Below are 25,270 nucleotides of genomic sequence, written 5' to 3'. Positions count from 1 at the left end.
CCGGGGGTGCTACGCTCCGTCCACGAAAATTACAGTCGACTCAGAATTGATCGGCGCGGCCTATTGCCAAACTGGCAATCGATTGACAGAATAGGCCCTCCCGTATTCCAGTCATACGAGATTTTCAGGTACTGAACAAGGCGGCATCCGATTGCCGGATCCGGCACCGCCTCTGGCTTCAACGATGAGGACCGATGTCCATGAACCGCAACCCCTTCACCACGAACCCCCTCCGCCGCCGCAGCGTCCTGGCCGCGGCGGGCACGATGGCCGCGGCGCCCCTCGCCCTCGCCGGATGCGGCGGGAGCGAGGAGACCGGCGACCCGAACAAGCTCACCTTCCTCAACCAGTCCCGCGGCCAGGAGGCCGTGCTCACCGCGCTCGCCGCCCAGTACAGCGAGGAGCAGGGCGTCGAGATCACCGTCGACTCGCCCGGACCCGCCGACTACCTCCCGAAACTCCAGGCCAACGCCCAGTCCGGCAAGATGCCCGACGTCTACTCCTCCTTCAACGCCACCGACATGGCCTCCTTCTACCGCGCGGGCTGGGCCAAGGACCTCACCGAGGAGCTCGACGCGGGCTGGAGCGCCGACTTCAGCCCTGCCATCATCGAGATGTCCACCTTCGAGGAGGGCAACAACCTCGACGTTGCGCCCGGGATCTACACCGTCCACTGGGAGACCCAGACCTACGGCTTTCTCATCAACCCCGCCCTCGCCGGGTTCACCGCCGCGGACGCCCCCGCCACCACGGGCGCGTTCATCGACGCGCTCGTGAACGCCGGAGGCGGGAACTTCGCCGTCGCCGCCTCTCTCACCCCGCAGCTCGTGCAGGCCGCCGCCTCCAACTGGCTCACCGACGACCAGATCGCCGCCACCTTCAACGGCGAGGACCCCTGGGAGCAGGACGCCTGGGCCGGGGCCTTCCAGTTCCTCGTGGACCTCAAGGACGCCGGCGTCATCGCCAACGGCGCGCTCCTCGGCGGCCAGGGCGACAACCCCGAGGTCGAGACCGCGTTCTTCACCCAGTCGACGGCCGCGATCTTCGACGCCTCGCCCGGCGTCTCCGTGGGATTCAAGACCAACCCCGAGTTCGAGGACTACTTCTCCATCGGCATCCTCGCCGCCGACGGCGGCGCGCAGCCGCCCCGCTCGCCCGGCGTCCCCGGCAAGGGCGCCGTCATCAACCCCAAGAGCGCCGCCGCCGACAACGCCCTCGCGTTCGTCAAGTGGCTCACCGCGCCCGAGCAGCAGACCGCGTTCGCCACCGACGCCCGCATCCTCCCCGCGAACCCCGAGATCCTCGCCAGCGACGCCGTGCCCGCGCAGCTCACCGGCTTCGCCGCGGGCGTTGAAACGATCCAGCTCATGTCCGCGACCTTCACCACCGACGTCAAGACCGCCATCGTCGCCGAATCCGAGCGGATCGTCCTCGGCGAATCCACGGTGGACGAAGCGCTCGCGAACATCCAGGCTGCGCAAGACCGCACGTCATGACGACCCTCCCCGTCCGCCCGCGGAGCGCGAAACGCGCGCTCCGCCGCAACCTCCTCGGCTGGGCCTTCCTCGCCCCCGCCGTCGCACTCATCGCCCTGTTCACCATCACCCCGTTCGTGCAGGCGATCCTGCTCAGCTTCCAGTCCTGGGACGGCGTGAGCCCGGACGCGCCCTGGGTCGGCCTGGCGAACTACGAGTTCATCGCGAGCGACCAGACCTTCTGGGCCTCGATGCGGAACGTCCTCGTCTTCGGCGCGGTCGGCTTCGTCGCGGGCAACGGCATCGCCCTCGCCATGGCCGTCGCCGTCAACGCGATCACCCGCGGCCGCACCTTCTTCCGCACTGTGTTCTACCTCCCCGGCGTCCTCTCGGTCGTCGTGGTCGGCCTCCTGTTCTCCAGCATCCTCGCCCCCAGCTCCGGCGTCCTCAACCGCGCCCTGGAACTGGTCGGACTCGGTGCGCTCCAGCAGAACTGGCTCGGCGACCCCGACGTCGCGCTCCCGGCCGTCGCCGCCGTCTTCGTGTGGTTCCACTGGGGCTTCGGCTTCCTGCTGTTCCTCGCCGGACTCCAGGACGTGCCGAAGGAGCTGTACGAGGCCGCCTCCCTCGACGGCGCGGGCCGCTGGGCCCGGTTCCGCTCCATCACCTGGCCGCACCTGGCCCCGGTGACCTCCATCGTCAGCCTCCTGACCCTGCTCGCCGCGCTCCAGATCTTCGGCACCGTCCAAGTGCTCACCAACGGCGGGCCCGGCTACCACACCATGGTCCCCACCCTCGCGATCTACAACGAGGCGTTCGTCAACTGGCGCTACGGCAGCGCCGCCGCGATGTCCGTCGTCTTCGGCGGCGCGCTGGTGCTCCTGTCGCTCCTCCAGCTCGCATTCACCGGAAGGCGGTGGCGCCCGTGAAGGCGGGGAAGATCGGCCTCTACGGCCTCCTCACCATGGCCGCGCTGACCGCGCTGCTCCCGCTCGCGTGGATCCTCTCGGGGTCCCTCCAGACCCTCCCCGAACTGCTCTCGAACGAGCGGTTCCTCCCGGCCGACCCGCAATGGGGGAACTACGTCACCGCCTGGGTGGACGGCGACCTCGGCGTGTACCTGCGCAACAGCGTGCTCTACACCGGGACGGCGGTGCTCGGCATCCTCGTCGCGTCGAGCCTCGCGGGATACGCGCTGGCGCGGCTGGAGTTCGCCGGGAAGGGGCTCTTCACGTTCGTGATCCTCGCGGTCATGATCATCCCGGCCCCGGCGATGTTCCTCGCCCAGTACAAGCTCCTCGTCTCGCTCGGGCTGAGCAACAGCCCGGTCGGGTACGTGCTCATCCTCATCACCTCGGGCGTGCCGATGTCGACGCTCATCATGCGCAGCTTCTTCGTGAGCCAGCCGCGCGAGCTCGAAGAGGCCGCGGCGATCGAGGGCGCCGGGCCGCTGCGGATCTTCGCGAGCGTCATCCTGCCGCTGGCGCGGCCGGGCCTCGCCGCGGTCGCGGTGATCCAGGGCCTGGGCGCGTGGAACGAGTACCTCATGGCGCTCGTGATCTTCGACGACAACGCGCTCATGCCGATCCAGCGAGGACTGACGGCGTTCACGTCGGCGGAGACCCCGCAGCAGCAGATCCTCCTCGCCGCCACCGCGATCTCGGTGGTGCCGGTGATCGTCTTCTACCTGATGGCGCAGCGGCACATCGTCCAGGGCATCGGCGCGGGCGCGATCAAGTGATCTCCGCTTCGCGGCCGGACCCCGGTCCGGCCGCGAAGTCGCGCTCCAGCGCCGCCCGCCGTTCGGGGGTGAGCCCCAGCACCGCGTCCACGACCGCTTCGAGCGCGCCCCGGATGTCGAACTCCGGGCCGTGCTGCCACTGGAGCTGAAGCCCGCTCCACGCCGCGAGGATCCGTCTCGCGGCCTCGGCGGGCTCCACGTCCTCCGGCACGATCCCCAGCCCTTGGAGCCGCGCGATGTCGGTGGACACCACCCGGATCGAGCGCTGGTGGCGGTTCCGGAAGTATTCGTTGGCGGGATGCTCCGGGTCCGTCGCCGCCCCCGCCATCTCCGCGAACAGCCGCGCATGGTGCGTGCGCTGCACCCCGGCCTCCGCTCGCGGCCCCATGTCCGCGACCGCCCCGGCCTCGCCGCCCTCGGGCCGGATGTGGTCGTCGTCGAACTGCTGGAGCGCCGCGATGAGCAGCCCTTCTTTGCTCGGGAAGTGGTAGAACACCGTGGGCTCGCTGACGCCCGCGTCGGCGGCGATCTCCGCCACGGTCACCTCCCGGTGCCCCTTCTCCTGGATCAACCGCAGTGCCGACCTGCCCAGCAGCTCGCGCTTGACCTGCGACTTGCCGTACGGGCCGCGTCGCCCTGCCATCCGGTTCCGTCCATTCCGCATGCCGCTTCCAAGGAGTGTGCGGAACCAATCTACGGCTCGCGAGCCCGCTCGCAGGAAGCAGCGCTCCGTGCTCGATCAGCTCGGGCGGGCCATGCGGGCGTGCCGGGCGGCCTTGACGCGTTCGGGGAGGAAGCGGTTGCGGAAGGCGGCGAACTTGGTGGCGCGGCCACCGCCGACGACGGCGTCTTTCCCGGCTAGGAGTGCGTCGACGCCTTGGCGGGCGACCAGGCGCTTGTCGTTCTTCCAGGAGTTGTCGCCGAAACGGGTGGCGCCCATGCCCGCGTTGGCGTGGAAGTCCGAGTCGGTGGCGCCGGGCAGGAGCGCGGTCACGGTGATGCCGTGTTCGAGGAGTTCGGCGCGCAAGGACTCGGCGAACATGTAGACGAAGGCCCGCGAGGGCCCGTAGGTGGTCTCGTACGGGGTCGGCTGGGTCGCCGAGACCGAGGAGGTCATGAGGATGCGGCCGCGCCCGCGCGGGATCATGTCGGCCACCACGCGCTTGGCGAGGTGCACCACGGACTTGACGTTGAGGTCGATGAGCGCGAGGTCGTCGGCCAGGTCGATGTCGGCGAAGGCCCCGCCGATCCCGATGCCCGCGTTGACGACCGCGACCTCCAGCGGGCGGCCCAGCGCCCGGGTCCGCGCCCAGAGGTCCTCGACGCCGTCGTAGGAGGCGAGGTCGGCGCGGACGGGACACGTCGTGGCGCCGAGGGCTCGCAGTTCCGCTGCGGCCGTGTCGGTGCGGTCGGAGCGGCCGGTGACGACCAGGTCGAAGCCGCGGCGGGCGAGCTCTCGGGCGATTTCGAGCCCGATGCCCGCGGAGGCGCCGGTGACGAGGGCGAGCGGTCTGTTGTCGGCTGCGGGGTTCATGGCGGTCTCCCGGTGTTCGGTCGTGGGGAGCGGCGAGCGCCGCCGCTCCCGGATCAGTGTCAGGCGCGGTCGGCGCCGCGGCTGACGGCTTCGCGGGGCGCCACGTCGGCGCGGACGGCGTCGAGCTTTTCCAGCAGGCCGTCGTAGGCGAAGTTCCCCAGCGGCAGGCGCTTTGGCGGGTGCTCGTCGTATGCGACGTCCACAATGGCGACCGCTGCGAGCTCGGGGTCCCCGGCCTCCTTGCCTGCGGTGTCGCGGAAGGATCGCCGCTGGGCCCCGGCCGTCTGGTCGTAGTCGGCGATCTCGCGCTCGGGCGCGACCTCGGCAGCGGAGGACCCGGCCCAGTCCGTCGCGAACCCGCTGGGCTCGACCAGGACCACGCGGATGCCGAGCGGCGCCACCTCCTGGTCGAGCGCCTCCGAGAGCCCCTCGACGGCGAACTTGGTGGCGTTGTACCAGCCCACGGCAGGGAAGGACCGCACGCCGCCGACCGAGGACACGTTCAGGACGGTGCCCGAACGGCGCTCGCGCATCGCCGGAAGGAGCGCGTTGGTGACCGCGGCCAGGCCGAAGACGTTGATCTCGACCATGCGGCGTACCTCGGCCTCGTCGCTCTCCTCGACGGCTGCGAAGTAGCCGATCCCGGCGTTGTTGAACAGCACGTCCACCGCCCCGAACCGCTCCAGCGCCGCACCGGTCGCCGCGGCCACCTGCGCGGGGTCGGTCACGTCGAGCGCCGCGGCCAGGACGCGGTCCCCGCCCGCCCGGACGATGTCGTCGAGGTCGTCGGTGTCGCGGGCGGTCGCCACGACCCGGTCGCCGCGGCGCAGCGCCTCCAGCGCGACGGCGCGTCCGAATCCCCTCGAAGCGCCGGTGATGAACCAGGTGAGCACGGTGGTGCCTTTCTCTCGCAGTAGCCGACCGGGGTCCCGGCCGGACCGCGCCGACGCTACCGCCCAGGTCAGAGGCCCGTAAGAGGTCGAAACACCCTAGGACCGGGCGTCCTACCCGGGATCGTGGATCCCGCTGCGCGTTCGGAGGACAATCGGGGGATGGCCGCCAGGAGAAACGAACTGCTCAGCGCCTTCCTGACCCGCAAACGCGCCGAGGTCTCCCCGGAGACGGCAGGCATCGAGACCATCGGGACCAGGCGCGTGCCCGGGCTGCGCCGCGAGGAGGTCGCGTTCCTTGCCGGGGTCAGCCTCGACTGGTATGTGCGCCTGGAGCAGGGGCGGCCCGTGACGCCCTCGGAGCAAGTGCTCGGCGCGATCGCCCGGACCCTGCGGCTCGACGAGGCCGAACGCGACTACCTGTACAACCTCGCTCGCCCCGCCACCGGCCCCGGCGCGGGCGACCCGGGCCTGCCCGCCGTTCGCCCCGGCATCCGCAAGATGATCCGCACCTTCGACAACCAGCCCGCGTTCGTCCTCGGCCCCCGCATGGAAGTCCTCGACGGCAACGACCTCGCCTGGGCCCTTCTCGCCGACTTCCCCGCCCGCGCACCCGACGACCGCAACCTGCTCCGCTGGATCTTCACCGATCCCGCCGCCCGCGACCTCTACATCGACTGGGCCCAGGTCGCAGCCGAGCTCGTCGGCGTGCTCCAGCTCGAAGCCTCCGCCAGGCCCCGCGACCAGCAGATCGCCGCGCTCGTACGCGAACTCGCCACCACCAGCACCGAATTCCGCACCTGGTGGGCCCGCCCCGCACCCCAGGGCCGCACCTCGGGCACTAAGCGCTTCCAGCATCCCGTCGTCGGCGCCCTCACCATCGAATGGGAGGCGTTCACCCTCCAGGAAGACCAGACCCAGACCGTCTTCGTCTACACCGCCGCCGACCCCGACTCCGACGCCGCTCTGCGCATGCTCGCAAGCTGGCGAGCCACCACCATCCGCGACTCCGAAGCAGGGACCCTCACTCCCAAGCGCGACTTCCGCCTCAACCCCACAGAACCTCCGGGATCACAGGGCGCGGAGTGACGATCGCGATCGCAGGTCCGTGAGTTTCTGGGGTGTCCGTCCGATAAGCGGAAGGTCGCCGGTTCGACCCCGGCCCTGGCCACCCTCATCACCAGGCGAAACACCCCGTCTACCAGGAAGAATACTGGAAGGCGGGGTTTCCTCTTGTCCGGCTCCGACCGGCTGAATCCGACTGGAAACGGCCCGATCTGTGGCCCCAGCGTGGCCCGACATTTCAGTTAAATAGTACTAATCAGGCAAATAGTGCATATTGAATGTGAATGTTCTACCTCCGAAAGTATGGTTTTTGGGCCAGAAGGTGAAGCCAGACCATGTTGAGATCTTGCGGCCGGGCCGCGCTGTGTGTGATCGACATTCCTTCGGTCCCAAAGGCTTCGCTTCCTGCGATGAAAGGTTTCAGGTCTTCCGGCGTGAATTCGGGAGCTTCGGGCATGGTCGGCAAGGTTCGGAACGGGTCAATCTCGGCGGCGTGGGCCCTGGCCCACGCGAGCCAGGCCATGGCCCTCTCCCGGTCCGATTCGGGGGCGTCAGTGGCCTCGATGCGCTGTTCCAGCACGTCACAGTAGGCGCTGATCGCGCGAGCGCGTTCGAACGCCGCCACCTGCCGGTAGAGCGTCTCGGCATTGAACTGGGACAACGCTCGGGAGCGAGCGTCCGTTTCGGCCTTCTCGCGGGCGCGCTGCCGCTCAGCCGCCTCCTGTGCCTCGATCGCGATGCGCTCACGGTCTTCTGCCGCCCGAGTAGCGAGGCCATCGAGGACTTCGGGCAGGCGATCCTCCAGCGTGCCCGTCTTGCGGTCGGCCCAACGGCACCGGCTGCCCGATTTTGTATGGGGCAGTTCGATCTTGAGCGTCTGCGATTTGACCGCATCGAGCGTCTGCGGGAACTCCTGCTCGATGGTGACCTGGTACGAGTACCCCTCGACCTCCACCCAGATCCAGCCTTCACGATGCTCTGACTGTCGGCGGTGCCCGCTGTAGTGCGGCTCGGCCTCGCCCGAGCGATCCCGGACTTGCCAGCCGCGTCCTTCGGCGGCCGCAGCGAGCGCCTGCAGGAGCAGCAGGGCCCGGTGCCGGAGCGGCTTCGACATGGCGAGCTTCCCGGCATCGTCACGGAGCCGGGCCACGACCGGGTGCAGACGGTCCAAGCGCTGCGGCACCGGGACCGGCGCAAGTTTCGCGGCGCGCTTGCGAGCGGCATTGGGATGGGCGCCTGCCACGAGCGCGATGGTCAAGTCACCGCGTTCGGTCCCGGTGCACCCGATGAACTGACCGTCAGGGAACAGTCCGTACCGCTTCGCATAGTGGACGGTCTTGCGCCAGTGCCCGCGCTCAGACTGATCCGGATCGGCGATGACGATCCTGCGGTCCCGAACCAGACGCTCCACCAGCGACAGCGCCTCCTGGCGACGAGCCCCAGGAGCAGCGGAATGCGTTCGCGCGCTCAGGCCCGGACCCGACTTCGCATCCTCGCCGAGTACACGCCGCTGCTGCCTCGGCGGCGACCCGAATTCAGATGCCCGTCTTGTGTCCCCAGATTGGGCGCCGCCTTGATCGAGGAAGTCCCGGCCTGCCTCAGTGATCGTCGCCCGCCACTTCCCGCCGGTCCTGCGAACCGTCACCAGGCCGCGGGAAGCAAGCGAGCGAGCCGTGATCCGCAAACCCACCCGGTCATCCCCGCTGAGATCATCCCCATCCCCGATCAACCGCAACGTCGAGCGCTGGCGCTCGTTCAGCGGGGGTGATGTTCGCGCCATTGAGGCTCCTCCAACTCGCCGGGTGCAGAAGTGCCCATGCTCGCAGCTCGCTCAGCCTGCGGGCGTTCTTTCACTGCCGCGTGTCGAGGTGCCCTGCGGTGACCTTTCAACCTCGCGATCTATTCCGCTGCGTTAGCTCTCAGCAGAGAAGAACTGTTTCGGCGTCCACAGCGCAACGTACCAGTCGGTGCCGGGAGTACCGGGCACGCTGATGGTGCCGTGCGCATCATGGTTGCTGAATCGGATGCGCAGGAGTCCGTCGTCGCCGTTCACCGCTGCCGCAGCTTCAGCGTCGGCGCAGTACGGGCGGTTGTAGTCGATCGAAGTGAGCGCCCAGTGGTGGAGGACCAGGTCCTCGCTGAGCGTGTCCTTGATCATCTGAATGGCCAGTCTCGTCCCCATTTTCTGGGCGTCTTTAGGGGGAAGGAAGGCCATGACCTTGCCCCACTGGCGACGTTCCCAGGCTTCGAGTAGTGCGCGGGCCCGAGAAGTGACGGGGTCTTGGTCGAAGGTCGGGGCATCCGCAGTCAGGCGCCGTGCCGCAAATCCCTCCTTGTATCGGGAGCGCCGTCCGAGCTCCTGCAGTCCCTGGATGGCTTCAGGCCATCCGGGTTGGGGTTCAGGGGGTTCTGCCGCTTTCGTTGTGGCGGTGGCCCAGTCGGCGACGGCGAAGAGCATGTTCCATGCCTTCGTCGCAACTGCGATGTTGTTGAAATTCACAACGGTGCCGTGGACGATCCCGTGCCGGAACACTTCGAAGACCTCTTCGTCGACCCGTCGCTTCTTCGAGGTGTTGAAGGTCTTTAGGACGTGGGTCAGGCCCATGTGGTGTCCCACCACGCTGTCCCAGGCCGTCATGTCCTCCGCGTCCCGAGCATGGAACCCCTTACGCACCGCTGGCTGGAAGTCGTTGACGAATCCGTCCATGACCGCGATCAAGTGCAGGGTGCAGCTGTCGAACTGCCTGTCCTCGTAATGTTTAAGCGCCTGTCTGAGTTGTCGCATCCGGACCTGGAATCCCGGCTGCCGATTCAGTGTCGAGATCCACCACCTGAGCGTCCGGAGATCCTGATACAGCGCGATAAAGCGCCCCTCCGCCTCGGCGGATTCGTCCAGCAGCAAGCGAACATTCTTGGTGCTCAGCAGGGCATGGAAGATCCAGTTCCGCGCGCCGAGCTGTTCGTAGAAGTCGTCAACGGTACTGACGAGATGGTCCAGGAGTTGCTGATGCTCGGCGGCTTTGGCTCGCAGCCGGGAAGAGAACAGCGAGAGGGCATTCATACTCAACAACTGCTGCGAGAGCTGTTGAAACGTCGGCAGATCCCGGACCGAACCGTACGGTGTCGGTGAGGGACTCATGGGATGAGAGGTGGCCATAGACCATGCTAGTTCTTCTGGTTGTGTTCGTGCGGAGTCGATTCCTGCGCGATGTCAGCGCTCAGGTAAAGACTGGGTTGAGATCGTGGGCGAATGAGGGTACTGGGACCCGGGCTGTCGAGGCGAGGCGAGCAACCACCCTGGGAACGAGCTTCCCCACGTGGTGCTCGATCGGCTTCAACGTTGACTCTCAGTCGGTCAGTGAGCCTTTCCAGGCGGCCCCGCGTGGTACGGCATCAATCTCTCGAGCGTGAAGACCGTCCTGCGAGAAGCCGGCGCGAAGAAGTACTCGGCACGGATCTAGATGACCGGCGGCGGGCGCTCACGACCGTGGGCGCCCGCCGTCCTCTTCCTGTTTCGGCCGGATCGGTACTGACGCCTTCCCGAAGGCGTCCAATATGCTGCTTCCGGACGTGGTCCGGCGCCTGCGCGACGAGCTCCCGGCTGCGACATTCGGCTTTTCGAGGACGACCTGCACCACTCCCGGTTCGGCGAGCTCGACATGTGCGCTGCGGTCATCGTGGCGAGAAGCATCGGTTGGGTACCTTGGGCTTTGACACCCCCGACCCGCCCCTTTCCCCTGGAGGCACCATGCCGTTCCCGGAGAACGTACTCGCCCCGAACGAAGAGATCCGATTCTTCAGACGTCCGCATTGGCTGGCCTTGCTGGGAGCCTGCGCCAGGATCGCCATCTGCCTTGCGGTCTATGCCATCGCCGCCTCGATCGCCGCTTCGGCGGAAAACCTTGACGGACCGGGACTCGCTCTTTACGCCGCCGTAGTCACAGTCGACGGCGTCGTCCTCATCAGGAACGTCTTCGACCTGATTGCCGTACCGCTGCGAATCCTGTCGACTCGCTACCTCGTCACCACCGACCGCGTGGTCCTCCAATGGGTGGTCCTCAGCCGCAAAGGGAGCGAGGTGCCGCTCATGCAGATCACGGCAATTGAGTATCATCAGTCGCCTATCGCGCGGCTGTTCCGCTACGGCGACCTCAGGTTCAAATCGTCGGCATCGGACACCGAGGTTCGCTTTCGCTACATCCATCACCCGCGTCAAGTCCGTGCTGAAATATACCGGCTCATTGAAATGCGAGCTCCGAGGGCAGGGCGCGACGAATCGCAACTGTGACCTCCGGCGGAGGAGAGCGAACCGTCAACCGCTGTCCTGGACGCAGCACCGGTGTGGCCCTGACCGATCCACGACCGGTCCCACCGGTGGGAGGGGCCGAAGGTTTGGGCTGTGGAGCACCCGACTCTTCAGCGGCCGGTCCTTGAGGCGTTTTGGGCGATCGCGGTGAAGTTGCCGGTGAAGACCAGCAGGACTCCGATGACGGCGAAGATCGGGCCGGGCCGGGTTCCCTGTTCCACTCCGTAGTAGTCGAGATAGGGGTCGTTTCCACCCATGGTCCCGAGGGATCCGAACGCGATCGGGAGCAGGAGCACCGATCCGGCGATCCCGACGAGTGCCCAGACCAGGCCCTGGTTCGGGGTGGAACTGGCGAAGTACAACGCCCACAACAAAGTCACCAGGACCAACGAGATGGCGACCAGAGGCATGCCGGGCAGCGAGTCGGCTCCGAAGCTGTCCTCGGACGAGACCTGGTCCCAGTAGTTCCCGGCCCCGGACAGCCTCGGATCCCAGGGCATGAAGGTGGCGATCGTGATCAGGAGCGCGCCCGACAGCGCGAGGACGGCTCCCGCAGCCGCGGGCCGACGCCTCGGCATGGGCGCCATCGCTGCGGGGTGCGGATAGTAGGAGGAGGCGGCGGTGAATTGCCCGTTGGGATAGGACATCACCGGTGGCGGTACAACCTGTGGCGGTGCGGGAACGGGGTTCTCGGCGCGCCTGTTGTCGTACGCGGCTCGGCGCTCGGGATCCAGCAGTGTCTCGCGCGCCCGCACGAGGTCGGCGAGCACCTGACCTGCCCGTCCACGCACGGCCGGATCGCTGTCGCGGGCGAGGTGCGCCCAGGTTCGCTCTTGCTCGCGAAGGCGCTCTTCGATGGCGTCGGTGTCGGCGTCTTCGGGAAGGTCGAGGAGTTCGTACAGATCCGGCATCGGCGCTCCTGAGGGATTTGCTTGCGGCAGTGCGGAACCTCCCATGTTATCGACCCGATGCGACAGTCGCTTGATGTCACGTCCAGGGGTCGCGGCCGAGGGGCTCCACCGGCGTTCTGGTTTGGAGTTACAGGCTCCAGACCTGTACTTCACCGGCCATGATGCCGGTGACGACGACCGGGTGCCCGTCGATCGCGCCGGTCGCCGTCGACGTCAGCGCCGTCTCACCGGTGTGCGGAGCGAAGGTCTCGCCGATCGGTTCGCCGGTGTCCAGGTCGTGCAGGGTCAGGCCCTTGTCGCCTTGGAGGAGTGCGACGGCCCGGCCGTCCAGTTCGAACAGCTGAGCGGCATTGACCGCTTGATGCGATTCGTGCCCGGCGTTACCGTACGGTGCGGCGGCGCTCAGGTCCCAGGCTTGGACGGAGCCGTCGCCGGTGACGGTGAGTCCCAGCACCTTCCCGTGGGCGCCGCCGAGGGCGAAGGCGATGACTTCGGCGTCCAGCTGGTCGAAGGTCCGTCCGGTGGTGTCGCCGGTGGCCGTGTCCGCTGTGAACATGCGGTTCTGGTAGGTGCCGACCTGGGTGAACGTGTCGTCGATGTAGGTCAGCCAGCTGAAGTCGGCGGAGGCGAGCGCGACGTCGCCGACCACCTCGCCCGTGAGCAGGTGGTGCACTTCGTGGTCGGTGACGTAGACCGGATCGGAGCCGCGAATACCGACCCAGTAGATCGTGTTGCGGCCCGACTCGCGGAAGGCGACCGGGTTGTCCGGGTCCTCGAGGTACCAGACCGCTTCGGTCGATGAGTCGCGGGAGAAGACCACGGATCGGCCTTCGTAGTCGAAGACAGAGAGGTGTTCGATGCCGTCCTGGTGGCCCTGGAAGGTGCTGATCGGTTCGCCGGTCGCCAGATTCCAGACTCGGATCAGGCTGTCCTCGCCGCCGGTCACCGCGACCGGGACGCCGTCGATCTGGCCGGTGCGCACATGGTGGACCGCGCCGACGTGGGCCTGGCCCATGGTGACCACGAGATCACCCAGGGCGGAGTCGGCCAAGGGGTCCTCGCTCGCGTCGGCCGAGTTGTCGTCGGTGGACAAGGTGTCCTCGGTCTGGGCACCGCCGGTGGTCAAGTCGCCGTCCTCCTTGTCGGGCAGGGACTGGAGGAGGATCACGGCGGCCAAGGCCAGGACGACCATGACCGCGACGGCGCTGAGCACGGTGACCCCCGGTCTGGACTTGAACCAGGAGCCGCTGCCGACGGGCGCGGCGGGGCGCATCTGCGAGTGGGGGCTTGTCGAGTGGCCCGGTCGTGCGCTTTGCGGGGTCGGCTGCGAAACCGGAAGCGGCGCCGACGGGCTCGGCAACGGCATCGTCTGGGAGGTCTGCGGCGGCAGCGCCGGGCTCGGGTCCGAGATCGGGGTGCTGATGGTGTGCTGGGCGACCAGGCCGCCTTCGGAGACGGCGAGTTCGGGCTGCTCGATGGCGGCGGGGGCGATGGCGAGCTCGCGGTGCAGGAGCGTCGCGACCAGCGGCATGCGGCTGGCCGCGCCTACCAGGAAGATCCCGGAGATCTGTTCTTTGGCCAGGCCGGATTCGCGGATCACGCCCTGGGTGATGCGGATGGTGCGCTCCACGAGCGGCGCGCAGACCTGTTCGAGCTCCTCGCGGGTGAGGTGGGCGTCGATGTCGATGAGCGGGATGGTCAGGTCAGTGGAGGCCGACCGCGACAGGCGCTCCTTCGCTTGACGCACTTCGTCCATGAAGGCGATGCGGTGGCGTACCTCAGCGGGTTCAACCGGATTGGTGAGGCGCTGCCAGCGAGCATCGTCGGGTTGCACGCTCACCTCGAGATATTCGGCGAGGGCCTGATCGAAGTCGAGCCCGCCGAGGTCGTCGGCGCCGTCGACGGCGAGCACGTCGAAGCCGCTCGCACTGCGCCGCAGCACGGTCGCATCGAAGGTGCCGCCGCCCAGGTCGTACACGACAACTCCGTTGCCGGGCCGGACATCGACGCGGAGGGACTCCACGAAGTACGAGACGGCCGCGACGGGTTCGGCGACGAGGTCGACCTGGCCGAGGCCGGCCGCTGCGGCGGCGTCGATGACGACGTGGCGGCGGGTCGGGCCCCAGGCGGCGGGAACGGTGACGGTGACGGGGCCGAGCGAGCCCAGGGTCTGCTCGCATTCGCGGGCGACACGCGAGAGGACAGCGGCGACCACGCTGGTAACGGGGATCTCGGTCTCGCCGAGGAGCAGCTGTGCGTCGTCGATGCGCCGCTTGGGGTTCGGCTCGAACCTCTCGGGCTTGCGGCGGCCGGAATGGACGGCGTCGGCACCGACGACCGGACCGTCTTCGTCGTCGATGTACACCGCGGACGGCAGCTGCGGCGAACCGTCGAACAGCTGCTGATGGACCCGCCCGTCCGGGCGCCGGATGGTCGCAACGGTGTGCGAGGTGCCGAAGTCGATGCTGATCGAGGCAGGTCGAAGGGGGCTCGAAAAGGACATGGATCCACTGTAGTGACCGCCGACCAGGCCGCGGGTGCATTGGGCGGCAACCAGAACGGGACCATCCGGCAGCAGATCCGGCTCGGACCTGGCGTCCGGAGCGTTCACCGCTAGGACGGAGCGGGGCCGACCGGCCCAGCCTCGGAATGGGGGCTGGTGCCGCATGCGCCTGCGGCTTTCGTTGCCGCTCATGTGGACACGCCACCGTATGCTGTCAGTCACGTGACTTACGCTACGGCGAAGGAGTGGACGGCATGGCGCTGCGGACAAAGGCCCACCTGACCGGCGGGCTCACCATAGCTCTGGCTTTTCTGGGGGCATGCAGTGAGCAAGGCACCATCTCCAGCCCCGAGGAGGTCGCCGAGGGCGAAACGGCCTCCTCGTCCTCTGAACCGGCACTCACCGCGTTCGACCCGCCCACCGTCTTCGACCAAGCGAGTCAAGCAATGATCGACACGCCGTACCGGGAGGACAGCCTGCCGCCTCTGGTGCTGCACGGCACCGACGCGATCGTCGCCCACTCCGACGGCATCGCGTTCGTCGACGCCCTCAGCGGCGAAGAGTTCGTTTTCCTCACGCCGCCAGGGGCGCCTGAGGAAGGCGGCCCCGGACCGGCAGTGGCGCACATCGAGGAGCCGCCGACCATCGTGGAGACCGACGGCGCCACGCTGGCGCTGGTGCCGTTCATCGTCCACAAGGAGACCACGGGTACCACGGCTCCGGGCATCCTCCTCGAACTGGTCGCAGCCGACACGGACACCCGGGAGATCGTCTGGACCGCGCAGGTCGACCTGGCTGAGTACGACCCGGACTACGAGATGGACGTGCGCGTCATCGGGGCCGACGCGACCACGGCGATCCTCGCCGCCACCGGGGGCAGCGCCTCCAGTGACGACAACACCCAGGCCATCGCCGTGGACATGGCCACGCGGGAGACCCGCTGGCGCCAAGACCACTTCACCCCGCATCTCTACATGGAGGGCACGGTGCTCGGCTGCGAGACGAACCCGGACGCGGACCTCGACGAGACCGTCTTCTCCTACAAAGCCCTCGACGGTGTCACCGGGATCGAAGCCTGGAATGTTCCCGACCGCGACTGCGGCTGGTCCTACGCCGCGGCACCGGGGATCGCGGCCGTGACCTTCCCCGAAACCTACGTGTGGTTCTCAGGCGAGGTCGAGTACGCGGAGTCCTTCCATCTCCTCGATGTCGCCAGCGGCGAGGCGATCAAGGTCTACGAGGAGTACAGCGCCTACGGCTGCCTGTTCGACGGCGAGGCGGTGCTCGTGTGCGGAGGCTGGAGCTACGACACCGGCACTCAGGTCGTCGGATATGACGCCCAGACCGGCGAGGTCGCCTGGTCGCTGCCCGACAGCGGGCGCATCGCCCCCGCCGTCACAGCCGTCTGGCACGGCGCCGTCTACGGGTCCACCGAGAACGGGGCGGTGGTCCTTGACGCCGCGACAGGCGCCGACATCGAGGTCGAGCCGGGCATGGCGCCCTACATCGTGAACGAGTACCTGGGCGTCGGCATGACCGAATCAGGTCAGGTCTTCACACAACCGGCTGTGGGGTGATGCCGTGTACTCCCCCTACTATCCCCATCCCTATCCGCCCCCGAGGCGGGGCAACGGCTTCGGTGTCGCCTCACTCGTCTTCGGCCTGATCGGGCTCATCGTCTTCTCGTGGATACCCGTCCTCAACGTCTTCATCGCCATCCCCCTGGCACTGCTGGCCGTCATCTTCGGGATCGTCGGCCTCGCAACGTCGGGAAACCGCGGCGGGGACGGCAGCGGCACCGGCGGCACCGGCCTGTTCCTCGGCCTGCTCACGATCATTGTCGTTATCTGCATGTGGTCGTGGATATTCGAGGCGATCTGATGAGGTCCGGACCGGCGGGCCCCAGCAGCTGTCGCGCACACGCGCCCGGCCGGGACCGCGGGCAATCCCTGTGAATCCCATGATCACCAAGGAGTTCGCTTTACTTCTCTTCTTTCCTCGGACCCTGAGCGGTGTCTTGCTGTTGCGGGTTCCGGCGGGCATAGCTGCGCAGATCCTCGACGAGCGCTTCCAGCGCTTCGGGATCTCGGGTCTCTTCTACGCGGCCGTCGATGAAGTGAACCAGGACCGACTTGCCATGCCCGAGCACTTGAAAATGATCGATGCCGTATGCCCCCAACCGGGCGTGATGCTGCCGCACCAGGTCAGCGTATTCCTCCGCGGTAATCCCTCCACGTCTGGCCGCCGCCCCAGCGGGCTTCCCTCGGGCGATCGAGACTGCTCGCAGTTCTCGGAGCGTCAAGGGCAGCAGCAGGACCCGACCGAGGGCATAACCCAGTTTTAGAAGTTTGCCCGGGATCGCTTCGAGTTCCGCCTCCCACTCCTCGCTGAACCGTTCAACGGTCCCGCGCTCGCCCAACAGGCGGGCGGCCCAGCGGATGAGGCGGCGTGCCGCCCAAGGAGACACCTCGCCGACCTCCGCGAGCAGCAGCGGAAGCAGAACGATCAGGAACAGCAGCTCCATCGATCACGCTCCCGCAAGACCAGGGCGAAACCCGTCGACACCAGACCTGCTCGCGGGCCGACGCTCAGCGAGCACCGCACGCGCGGCAGCGAGGTGATCGGGATCAAGCACATAGAACCGACGCCGCGGGCCGCGACGATCACCCTCGTCATCCTCCCAATAGCTGCTGACCCACTCGCAACGCTCAAGGCGCATGAGGATCGGGGTGACCGAGCCGGCGGGCCGCCCGATCATCTTGGCGATCTTCAAGCTATACAGCTCGTCGTCACCGGACAGCAGCACCTCGAGGACATCAAGGGTCGCCGCAGTGACCTTGAACGGCGTCTTCTCCATACACCTAACTCTAATTAGTTAGAGTTAGGTTGTCAATGACTGCCCGTCGGTCATAAACCGGCCTCGTCAGGCGTTGCCACGGCAGGGCCTGACGAGACATTCCCCCGTCAAGTCGCTCCGCGCGCCTCTCGGATCGATTGCGTCGCAACCGATCTGAGCCAGCCTGAAGTCGCTGATTTTGACCGGGAGCCCAGTTGTACGAGCCGTCCTTGCCGTCCGCTTCCGAATAGTCTGCAACCTAAGAATACCGGATCACATTACAAGGTAATAAAAAAAGGACCTTCGACATGAAGGCCCTTTTTGTTCTATATGTCCGTTTGTGGAGGTAGCGGGATTCGAACTCGTGGCTGTTGAGGGCGAGGCGATCTCGGACTCCGAGTGAATTCGCAGGTCGGCGAGTTTCTGGGCGACGAGAGTGGGCGTCCGTCCGAGAGGTAGAAGGTCGCTGGTTGGATTCTAGGTCGGTGCCAGGGTGTAGGTGGTGGGTGTGGGTGGGCTACACCCGCATCCACCCTTGGCGTGTCCGCGCCCACCCAAGTTCTTCTCCTCCCTTTTTATCCGTTTCGGTGTTTGCGGAGGAGGCGTTTGATGGTGCTGGTGTCGACGTTGTAGGTGCGGGCAAGGTCGGCCTGGGTGGTGCCACCTGTGGCGTAGGTGTGGATGATGGCTGCTTGTTGGTCGGGGGTGAGTCGGTTGGCGGTGGCTTGGGGCCGGTTGGAGTTGCCGTGGGCGAGGCGTTTGATGCTGCGGGTGCTGATGCCGTATTTGGCGGCGAGGGTCTTCTGGGTGGCGCCGGCGTTGAACGCTGTGATCAAGTCGGACTGATCGGTGGGGGAGAGGCGTTTACTGATCGTCCGTGGGGGTGCTGGCGGGTAGGCGACCTCGGGCTGGTCCTCGGGGGAGCCCGGGGTCGAGGGGCCGGTTTCGGGGCCGCGGGTGGGCAAGGGGCCGGATAGGCGTTTCAGAAGGCCATCTAGCTGGGGATTTGGGTTCGAGTAAACGAGTGTTAGGCCGACCAGAGATGGTCTACTCGAACCTCGGTCACCTTTCACGGGTGACCGGGGTTCTTGGTTTTCCGGGGCTGGTAATCGGGTCGGTAACCGGCCTTCGGGGTCCGGTGTCGTGCAGTAGTCGACTACCCGATGTTCTTACCTTGTAGCTGCGCACGCTGCCCTGCTTCACGAGATCTCGGAGATCCGGTACTGCGGCGCGGGTGCGTGGGCATGCAAGATCCTCGATCACGGCCGTGATCTGACGTGACTCACGATGTCCACGCCTCCGATGCGGGAGAGGATGGGATGGCGACAGGTGCGACGAATTAGCGCCGATGGGTCGTGGAGCAGGGCATTCCCATCCGCCCTCGTGGAAGGTCCTCGTCACCTGGTATCGCCGACGTTCGGGCCACACGCGCTGGATGAGATCGACTGGTGGGCGGTCTTCAACCTGTCTATCAGGGCATCTGGGTTACCTGGTGGAGGATGGGTCAAAGCAGTGCGGGTTGGCGCCACTCCTGCCCGAGGAGGTGGTGGTCGAAGAAGTTCAGTACGGTTTCGTACATCAGCCGGAGATGGTTCGGTGTGCCGATGCCATGGCCTTCGTCGGGGAAGTACAGGAATCTGACCGGCACGTCGAACCGCATCAGGTCGTTGTACAGGCTCTGGGCCTGGCCTACCGGGACCCGGTAGTCCTTGCCGCCGTGCACGATCAGGATCGGCGTCGTCACCTTCGCCGCATCGCGGTGTGGTGAGTTGGCGTCGTATCGTTCACGCTGCGCCAAGGGGTCACCGAAGATCTTGTGGAAGTAGGCGTGCAGCTCCGTGTCGGCCTGGAACGCCTCCAGGTTCCACATCCCGGCGTGCGAGACGATCGCCTTGAAGCGGTCGGTGCGGGTCGCGGTCCGGTTGGCGAGATAGCCGCCGTAGGACCAGCCGGCGAGGCCGGTCCGGGTCGCGTCGAGGTCGTCGCGTTCCAGCGCCGCGTCTGTTAGTGCGATGACGTCGCGGTAGGGCTGGCCGCCGTATTGGCCTCGACCGCGCTCTTGCATGCGTTGCCCGTAACCTGTCGAGAGCGCGGGGTCCGGCAGCAGCACCGCGTAGCCGCGGGCGGCCAGCGGCCACGGGTTCCACAACCATGTCCAAGCGCTCCAGGACATCTGCGGTCCGCCGTGCGGGGCCACGATCAGCGGCGCCGGGTGCCCGGCCGAGGCGCCCTCGGGCAGGACGAGCCAGGCGCGCAGTGGGAATCCATCGTCTCCTTCGGCGTGCACCGCGGTCAGCGTGCCGGGAAGCGAGCCGAGCTCGCTCGGGGTCTTCAAGAACGCGGGCTGCTGATCGGCAGCGGCGGCGTCCAGCCGGACCACGCGAGGCGGACTGTCGATCCCGCTGCGCAGCGCATAGAGGGTGGACCCGTCGGGCGTCACGCACAGGGAAGCATAGGCCCCGGAGGCGGTCAGGCGAGTGACCGTACCGTCCGGGTCGCGCCGGAAGACCGGGCAATGGCCCTGTTCGTCTCCGGTGAACCAGAGTGTGGTGTCCCCGGGGATCGGTGAGAGGACGGCCCTCCCCGGCCACGGCCAGTTGTCGAACTCCGGCAATAGATCGGTCTCTTCGCGCGAGTCCAGGTCGAACGCGACCAGCGTGACCTGCCATTCCGCGTCGTAGGTCTCCTCCCGCTGCCGCTGGCAGATCAACTTCGAGCTGTCAGCGGTGAATGCCAGGCGGTAATACTGGTCGCCGGGGCGCAGGAACGTGAGGCGCTCGACCCCAGCGGCTGCGTCGGCAACCACCACGACGTTCGTGTCCGGAGCGTCCCCTGCTCGTGTGTAGGCGACGAGTGATCCGTCCGGTGAAAGCACCACGTCTCCGCCAGGGGCATCCTGGCTGCCGACCTTGATCGGTGCTTTGCCGGGGTGCTGGACGAACGTGTGCGGTTCATCGGGGCCGAGGGCTCTGCGCCATGCTCGGGTCGCGTTCGCCCCGTGCAGGACCGCGTTGACACCGGCGTTCTCGCGCTGACGGCGACGTTCGGCGTGCGTCGCAGTATCGGCGGCCCCGACCAGCAGCGCCGCGGTATAGGCGACCGAGCCACCCTGTTTGGCGACAGTGAAAGCGGATACGCCTCCTGGGTGATGGGCCACCAGTTCCACCTCGCCGTCCGCAGACCGAGCCCACAGCGCCACACCCTCGATCTCGCCTGACTTGCCAGAGGAGCTGTAGCTCTCGCGGTGGGAGAGGAACCGCAGCGTGCCATCGGCAGCGAACGCGGGAGCGAACTCGCTTTGGGCCGGCTCGGTCACGAGGAACGACTCGCGCTCGCCCGACGGATCCACCTCCAACAGCCTCGTTGCGTACCCGGTTGCCTCCCGGTTGACCGTCTGCACCGAGGCGATCAAGCGGGTGCCATCAGGAGCAAGGACGAGGTCGATCAGACGGGGCTGTGCGATGAACAGGTCGTGAAAGGCAGGAGTATCACTCAGGGAGTCAGCCATGGCGATCATCATCGTTCACCGCATTCCCTCCGCAAACCAGGGCCCTGACGACGGGCCCGAACCGGTATAGGAGTGTGGCTGAGGTCGGGTTCAGCCGTTGATCAGGTTCCATGCCTGGTCGATAGCGGTGGTGTACTGGTGAGCGCTGACCGCGCCGGGGATTGCGAGGCGTTGGCCGAGCACGGTGAAGGGGACGCCGGTGGCGCCGAGCGCCGTGGCGGCGGTGTGGTCGGATCGCACGGCCTCGCTGTAGCGGTCGGTGGCGAGCACGCTGCGGATCTCCGCGACGGGGATGCCGAGTTCTCTGCCGAGGCGGGTCAGTGTGTCGTTGCCGAACGCGTCCGGGTTGCCGCCGTACAACTCGGTCTGCATGGCCCGCATGTACTCCCAGCCGACACCGTGCTCGGTGCCCAGCTGTACGAGGCGCAGCATGTCGAAGGTGCTGCGCACGGGCCGTTCGAGCACGTAGGGCAGGCCCTCGGCGGCAGCCTGACCGGCCGCGGCGGCCTCCATCGCCCGCGCCTGGGCGCGGGTGACCCCGTATTTCGCGGTCCGGTAGTCCAGGGTCGGCTGGACCCGGGTGGGAACGGTCGGATCGAGCTCGAACGTGTGGATTCGCAGGTCGATATCGGCCGCGTGCGGGGACTGCGCAATCGCGGTGGCCAGGCGGTATTCGCTGACGTAGCACCAGGGGCAGAGCACATCTGCCCATACGTCGATCGTCAGTCGGGTGGTCGCCATGTCGGGTGTGTCCTCCTGGTTGCGGGTAGGCGGTCGGGTCGGCGCGCGGCACGCGCGTCCCGCAGCGAGGTCGTGCGTGCCGCGCCGGTGAGCGGTCTATTTGAGTGCGATCGGGGTGATGGGGGTGCCGACCGAGCCGGTGACCTTGAGACCGGGCGCGCAGAGGTGGAACTCCCAGACCCCGTCCTCGGCGCAGTCGGCGGCGAGCTCCTCGAAGTCGAACATCTCGCCGAGGGTGAGCCCCAGGTCCCGGATGGCGACCTGGTGGAACGGCGCGTAGGCGCCTTCGATCGGCGACGGGTACACCTCGACCGCCCAGTTGTCGAGTGCCACGGCGGCGGCTTCGCGCTCGTGGAGCCAGCGGAGGGTATCGAGGCCGAGTCCGGCTTCGCTCTCGCTCATGTAGTGCTCGCGGTCGCCCTCCAGGAACCACCGGTGCCAGCCGGTGCGGACGCAGAGGACGTCTCCGGACTCGACCCGGACGCCCTGGCGCTGTTCAGCGGCCAGCAGGTCGGCCGCGGTGACGGCGTACGAGTCCGGCAGGCGGTCGACGCCCTTGAGCGCGGCGATGTCCAGCAGCACGCCGCGCGTGATCAGGCGCCCGGCCGCCTTGTCGAACGAGTTCCTGGCGGCTCCGGTGAAGTTGTTCACCGCGCCGGCCGGCACGTTGTTGTAGAAGGACCCGTCGTATCCCATGTGGGCGAGGCCGTCCCACTGCGTCGCCGCTTGCAGGCTCATGACCACCAGGTCGTCCGAGCCGATCATGCCGTCGGGGGCGCCGGCGGTGTCCGAGGGCAGCACGGTCATCACGTGCTGGGGATTGGACCGGAACGAGCTCGGCGCGGCTGGTCCCTCCTTGCCGAACGGCATCCCCAGGTCAAAGCGCTTCCCGGTCCGGACCAGCGCCGCGGCGGCGACGCGCTTTGCGGGGGTGATGAAGTTCAGCGTGCCGATCTCGTCGTCGTCACCCCATCGGCCCCAGTTGCTCAGCTCCTCGCCGAGTGCGTGGTGCGGCCAGGTCGTGGTGTCGGTCATCGTCGCTCCTTGATGGTCTCGGGCTTCGCAGTCGGAAGTGGCCGCATGAGCGCCCCAATCTTCCGTGTAGCGATCACTAAAGTAGTGGATGGTTGTACTATAGCGATCACTAAAGCGATCGTCCAGTCGATGCGGACGAGAGGGAGGGGCGATGCCCAGAGGCGGAAAGCGGGCCTTCGACGAACAGGCCGCGCTGGATGTGGCCGTGGAGTTGTTCTGGCGGCAGGGCTACCAGGGCACCTCGATCGCCGACCTGACCGAGGCGATGGACATCAGGCCGCCCAGCCTGTATGCGGCCTTCGGCAACAAGCGGCAGCTCTTTGCGCGAGTGCTGGACCGCTACGCCGAGATGCGCTGCGGCCTGCCCGGCGAGGCGCTCGCGCAGCCCACTGCGCGTGAAGCCGCCCTGCGGCTGCTGACCAGCCTGGTCGAGGCGTACACCACCCCGGGTCGGCCGCGCGGGTGTCTGACGGTGCAGGCCGGACTCGCCTCCAGTGAGATCGCGGACTTGCTGGCGGCCCAACGCGAGCTGGTCCGCCGCGCGGTCATCGACCGCTTCGAGAGGGCGGTGGCGGAGCGGGATCTGCCGACCGGCACCGACTGCGCGGCCCTGGCCCGGTACGTGCTGGTCGCCGCCGAGGGCCTGGCGGTCCAGGCCGCCACCGGAGCCCCCCGCGAGGAACTGATGAACGCCGCGGCGCTCGCTGCGCAAGCCGTGCCTTCCGGCTGAGGGCGCCTGGCTTGACAGCTGCCCGGACAGGCACCCTCAGCCGGTGAAACCAAAGTCGACAACCGGCGCCTCGTCGACGGTGATCAACGAGTTCCTGACTGCGACGCCTGCTTCGCGGCCCGGTGGATGAGCCTGCGCCGGACATTGGCGATGAGGTTGTTGCCGGGGGCGAAGATGTGCCGTTTGAACTTGACGGCGAACTGGTTCTTGCGGATCAGGGGCCGCATCCCCGCTTCCCAGGCCGCGAGCGCTGCGGGCAGGTCGCCCGGGTGCTGCTCGATTGCGTCGCCGAGCCCGAGGCCGCCGAGCAGGCCGGCCGAGGCGCCCATGCCGGAGTAGAGGGTGAGGCACCACGCCGAGTCGCCGACCAGGACGGTCCGGCCCGAATGCCAGGAGGGCATGTCGACGAGGTTGACCGAGTCGAACAGCAGCTCCTCGGCATCGTCGAGCTCGTGCAGGACGTGCGCGACGGCCTCCGAGTGCCCGATGTCGCCGTACACCTCCCGCAGGACGTCCTTGGCGGGCCGGGCGAACTGGGCGTCCACATCGTCCACCTGGTAGGTGAACAGCGCGGTCGGCGGGCGGTCCTCGAAGGCGAACACCCACAGGGCCCTGCCCCTCTCGGCCAGGACCAGGCTGTCCTGCGGTGGCGTGTAGGGGACCTGTTCGCGGAGCTGGAACGCGCAGATCATGCGGTTGAGCGGCTTCATGAACTGCTCGTGCGGCCCGAAGGCGAATCTGCGGACGGTCGACCTGAGGCCGTCGGCGCCGACGAGGAGGTCGAACTCCTCGGTCCGCTCCGTGCCGAGGACCTCGTCGCGCAGCGTGACGGCGACCGACGCGGGACCTGGTGCGACGGCGGTCGGAACGGTCGCGAACCGGATCGGGATGTCGCCCAGGTGGTCCCAGAGCGACTGTTCGATATCCCCGCGCAAGACGGCGTCGGGGCTGCCGGGGCGTTCCAGGAATCCGAAGCCGCGGCTCCGGTTGCCGTCGCTGTCGATCTCCCACGTGCGCCTGGTCTGCGGCGTGCGGGTGTGGAGGTCGTCGAAGATGCCCAGGCGCTGGGCGGCTTCGCGTCCCTCAGGGTAGAGCCCGATGAAATAGCCGCCGGTCCGGCGTTCAGGGGAGCGCTCGACGATGAGCGGATCCCATCCGATCTGCCGCAGGCGGATGGCCGTGGCCATGCCTGCGATGCCGGCCCCGACGATGAGCGCCCTGCTGTGCTTCGGTTCCATGCCGCCTCCATTTTCACGACGATTCGTCGCAATCTTATGCGACGGCGCGTCGTAAAACTAGTGTCGCGTGTCCCTTCCGCGGTGAATGTGGCGGATGCCACGGACCTGAGCTAGGCCCGGATGGCGTGCAGGATCAGCGACTTCGCCTCGCCGGTGACCGCCTCGGTTGTCCGGTCGCCGCGCCCGAGCGCCCTGACCGCGGCCTCAAGGGCACCGGACATCATCGCCACGGTGAGCGTCAGATCGGCGACCGGACGGAACTCCCCGGCCTCGATGCCGTCGCGGATCACCACCGCGATCCGTTCGCGGAGCCGTTCGGCGGTCGGCAGCTCGTCCTCGACCTCGACAGGGGACGCGCCTTGCAGTGCCTGGAGGACCAGGAGCCGCGGCGCGCCGCGCGTGAACCCCTCCATGAGCCGGTCGATGACCGAGCACAGCCGCTCCTCGGCCGAGGCGCCGGCGCTCGTCGGCCCGTCGAGGTCGGCTTCGACCACCTGGAGGGCGCGTTCGACCGCGATGTGCAGCAGCCCTTGCTTGTCCTTTGCGTAGTTGTACACCGTGTTGCGGGCGATCCCGGCCCGCGCAGCGACGCCCGCGAGCGTCAGCGCGGCGAAGCCCTCGCTGTCGAGTGCGGCCTCGAACGCGTCCAGGAGGCGCGTCATCGTCTGGTCCCGGTGCTCGCCGACGCTCGCCGCGTTGATCCGAGGCATCCCTCACCGCCCTCGTCGCACGAGCGCGGGGATGCGGGCACGGCATG

Annotated in this window: 23 protein-coding genes and 1 tRNA gene; 9 read left to right on the top strand and 15 right to left on the bottom strand. The window is 67.7% G+C overall.

Going from position 1 to position 25,270, the window contains the following annotated elements; genetic code table 11:
- Nucleotides 1–200: 200 nt before the first annotated feature.
- The 3 genes from WA640_RS14010 to WA640_RS14000 are packed head-to-tail and all read left to right on the top strand — an operon-like array spanning nucleotide 201 to nucleotide 3,216.
- A complete protein-coding gene (locus tag WA640_RS14010; RefSeq protein WP_335988374.1) occupies nucleotides 201–1,496 on the top strand; it encodes an ABC transporter substrate-binding protein in 1,296 nt (431 codons plus the stop codon).
- On the top strand, nucleotides 1,493–2,404 hold the full coding sequence (locus WA640_RS14005) for a carbohydrate ABC transporter permease (protein ID WP_335988372.1): 912 nt from the start codon (nucleotides 1,493–1,495) through the stop codon (nucleotides 2,402–2,404). The genes WA640_RS14010 and WA640_RS14005 overlap by 4 nt, the downstream gene beginning before the upstream one ends.
- On the top strand, nucleotides 2,401–3,216 hold the full coding sequence (locus WA640_RS14000; RefSeq protein WP_106363921.1) for a carbohydrate ABC transporter permease: 816 nt from the start codon (nucleotides 2,401–2,403) through the stop codon (nucleotides 3,214–3,216). The genes WA640_RS14005 and WA640_RS14000 overlap by 4 nt, the downstream gene beginning before the upstream one ends.
- On the opposite strand, the gene WA640_RS13995 is transcribed toward WA640_RS14000, so the two are convergent.
- The 3 genes from WA640_RS13995 to WA640_RS13985 form a co-directional block, all read right to left on the bottom strand.
- Nucleotides 3,209–3,859 (bottom strand): TetR/AcrR family transcriptional regulator, encoded by a 651-nt coding sequence (locus tag WA640_RS13995; protein ID WP_335988369.1) that lies wholly within the window; start codon nucleotides 3,857–3,859, stop codon nucleotides 3,209–3,211. The two genes, WA640_RS14000 and WA640_RS13995, sit on opposite strands and share 8 nt — an antisense overlap.
- Nucleotides 3,860–3,955: 96 nt before the next feature.
- Entirely contained in the window at nucleotides 3,956–4,750 is a 795-nt protein-coding gene (locus tag WA640_RS13990) for an SDR family NAD(P)-dependent oxidoreductase (RefSeq protein WP_335988366.1), read from the bottom strand.
- Nucleotides 4,751–4,809: 59 nt separating this feature from the next.
- Nucleotides 4,810–5,643 carry an oxidoreductase gene (locus WA640_RS13985; protein ID WP_106363918.1) on the bottom strand — a complete coding sequence of 278 codons (834 nt, stop codon included), beginning with the start codon at nucleotides 5,641–5,643 and terminating at the stop codon, nucleotides 4,810–4,812.
- Nucleotides 5,644–5,802: 159 nt separating this feature from the next.
- On the opposite strand from WA640_RS13985, the gene WA640_RS13980 reads away from it, so the two are divergent.
- Nucleotides 5,803–6,729: a helix-turn-helix transcriptional regulator gene (locus WA640_RS13980; RefSeq protein ID WP_335988363.1), complete on the top strand. Its 927-nt coding sequence runs from the start codon at nucleotides 5,803–5,805 to the stop codon at nucleotides 6,727–6,729.
- A 19-nt stretch (nucleotides 6,730–6,748) separates the two neighbouring features.
- Nucleotides 6,749–6,811: transfer RNA gene (locus WA640_RS13975), tRNA-OTHER, on the top strand.
- A gap of 183 nt (nucleotides 6,812–6,994) precedes the next feature.
- On the opposite strand, the gene WA640_RS13970 is transcribed toward WA640_RS13975, so the two are convergent.
- Together WA640_RS13970 and WA640_RS13965 are read right to left on the bottom strand one after the other, a co-directional pair.
- Nucleotides 6,995–8,485, bottom strand: a complete 1,491-nt coding sequence (locus tag WA640_RS13970) for a hypothetical protein (protein ID WP_335988362.1) — start codon at nucleotides 8,483–8,485, stop codon at nucleotides 6,995–6,997.
- 132 nt (nucleotides 8,486–8,617) lie between these two features.
- The gene (locus tag WA640_RS13965; RefSeq protein ID WP_335988360.1) at nucleotides 8,618–9,862 is read right to left on the bottom strand and encodes a hypothetical protein; all 1,245 of its coding nucleotides are present in this window, start codon (nucleotides 9,860–9,862) and stop codon (nucleotides 8,618–8,620) included.
- A 591-nt stretch (nucleotides 9,863–10,453) separates the two neighbouring features.
- Between WA640_RS13965 and WA640_RS13960 the strand changes: the two genes are divergently transcribed.
- Nucleotides 10,454–10,993: a PH domain-containing protein gene (locus tag WA640_RS13960; RefSeq protein ID WP_335988358.1), complete on the top strand. Its 540-nt coding sequence runs from the start codon at nucleotides 10,454–10,456 to the stop codon at nucleotides 10,991–10,993.
- 128 nt (nucleotides 10,994–11,121) lie between these two features.
- Here the strand turns inward: WA640_RS13960 and WA640_RS13955 are convergent, their stop codons facing one another.
- The gene (locus tag WA640_RS13955) at nucleotides 11,122–11,922 is read right to left on the bottom strand and encodes a J domain-containing protein (protein WP_335988356.1); all 801 of its coding nucleotides are present in this window, start codon (nucleotides 11,920–11,922) and stop codon (nucleotides 11,122–11,124) included.
- 127 nt (nucleotides 11,923–12,049) lie between these two features.
- Nucleotides 12,050–14,425, bottom strand: a complete 2,376-nt coding sequence (locus tag WA640_RS13950; RefSeq protein WP_335988354.1) for an Hsp70 family protein — start codon at nucleotides 14,423–14,425, stop codon at nucleotides 12,050–12,052.
- Between the two features lie 254 nt (nucleotides 14,426–14,679).
- Here WA640_RS13950 and WA640_RS13945 point away from each other — a divergent pair, with 254 nt between their 5' ends.
- Nucleotides 14,680–16,002, top strand: a complete 1,323-nt coding sequence (locus WA640_RS13945; protein WP_335988351.1) for a hypothetical protein — start codon at nucleotides 14,680–14,682, stop codon at nucleotides 16,000–16,002.
- Between the two features lie 4 nt (nucleotides 16,003–16,006).
- Nucleotides 16,007–16,306 (top strand): hypothetical protein, encoded by a 300-nt coding sequence (locus tag WA640_RS13940; RefSeq protein ID WP_335988349.1) that lies wholly within the window; start codon nucleotides 16,007–16,009, stop codon nucleotides 16,304–16,306.
- Nucleotides 16,307–16,406: 100 nt separating this feature from the next.
- On the opposite strand, the gene WA640_RS13935 is transcribed toward WA640_RS13940, so the two are convergent.
- From WA640_RS13935 to WA640_RS13910, 6 genes are all read right to left on the bottom strand, one after another.
- Nucleotides 16,407–16,949, bottom strand: coding sequence for a hypothetical protein (locus WA640_RS13935; protein WP_335988347.1), 543 nt, complete (start codon nucleotides 16,947–16,949; stop codon nucleotides 16,407–16,409).
- A gap of 3 nt (nucleotides 16,950–16,952) precedes the next feature.
- Entirely contained in the window at nucleotides 16,953–17,282 is a 330-nt protein-coding gene (locus WA640_RS13930) for a PadR family transcriptional regulator (protein ID WP_335988345.1), read from the bottom strand.
- 554 nt (nucleotides 17,283–17,836) lie between these two features.
- Complete coding sequence (locus tag WA640_RS13925; RefSeq protein ID WP_335988344.1) at nucleotides 17,837–18,097, bottom strand: hypothetical protein; 261 nt, start codon at nucleotides 18,095–18,097, stop codon at nucleotides 17,837–17,839.
- A gap of 668 nt (nucleotides 18,098–18,765) precedes the next feature.
- Nucleotides 18,766–20,769 (bottom strand): S9 family peptidase, encoded by a 2,004-nt coding sequence (locus WA640_RS13920; protein WP_335988342.1) that lies wholly within the window; start codon nucleotides 20,767–20,769, stop codon nucleotides 18,766–18,768.
- A 90-nt stretch (nucleotides 20,770–20,859) separates the two neighbouring features.
- The gene (locus tag WA640_RS13915) at nucleotides 20,860–21,510 is read right to left on the bottom strand and encodes a DsbA family oxidoreductase (protein ID WP_335988340.1); all 651 of its coding nucleotides are present in this window, start codon (nucleotides 21,508–21,510) and stop codon (nucleotides 20,860–20,862) included.
- Between the two features lie 96 nt (nucleotides 21,511–21,606).
- A complete protein-coding gene (locus WA640_RS13910) occupies nucleotides 21,607–22,545 on the bottom strand; it encodes a cyclase family protein (protein ID WP_335988338.1) in 939 nt (312 codons plus the stop codon).
- Nucleotides 22,546–22,696: 151 nt separating this feature from the next.
- Here WA640_RS13910 and WA640_RS13905 point away from each other — a divergent pair, with 151 nt between their 5' ends.
- On the top strand, nucleotides 22,697–23,275 hold the full coding sequence (locus tag WA640_RS13905) for a TetR/AcrR family transcriptional regulator (RefSeq protein ID WP_335988336.1): 579 nt from the start codon (nucleotides 22,697–22,699) through the stop codon (nucleotides 23,273–23,275).
- Nucleotides 23,276–23,358: 83 nt separating this feature from the next.
- Here the strand turns inward: WA640_RS13905 and WA640_RS13900 are convergent, their stop codons facing one another.
- Entirely contained in the window at nucleotides 23,359–24,513 is a 1,155-nt protein-coding gene (locus tag WA640_RS13900; RefSeq protein WP_335988335.1) for an FAD-dependent monooxygenase, read from the bottom strand.
- Between the two features lie 110 nt (nucleotides 24,514–24,623).
- A complete protein-coding gene (locus tag WA640_RS13895; RefSeq protein WP_335988334.1) occupies nucleotides 24,624–25,223 on the bottom strand; it encodes a TetR/AcrR family transcriptional regulator in 600 nt (199 codons plus the stop codon).
- Between the last annotated feature and the right edge of the window lie 47 nt (nucleotides 25,224–25,270).

Origin of the sequence: Glycomyces sp. MUSA5-2, assembly GCF_037034145.1 — a bacterium.
GTDB classification, from domain to species: Bacteria; Actinomycetota; Actinomycetes; order Mycobacteriales; family Micromonosporaceae; genus Glycomyces; species Glycomyces artemisiae.
The sequence above is the reverse complement of the archived record's forward strand: the minus strand, read 5'-3'. Positions and strand labels throughout refer to the sequence as shown.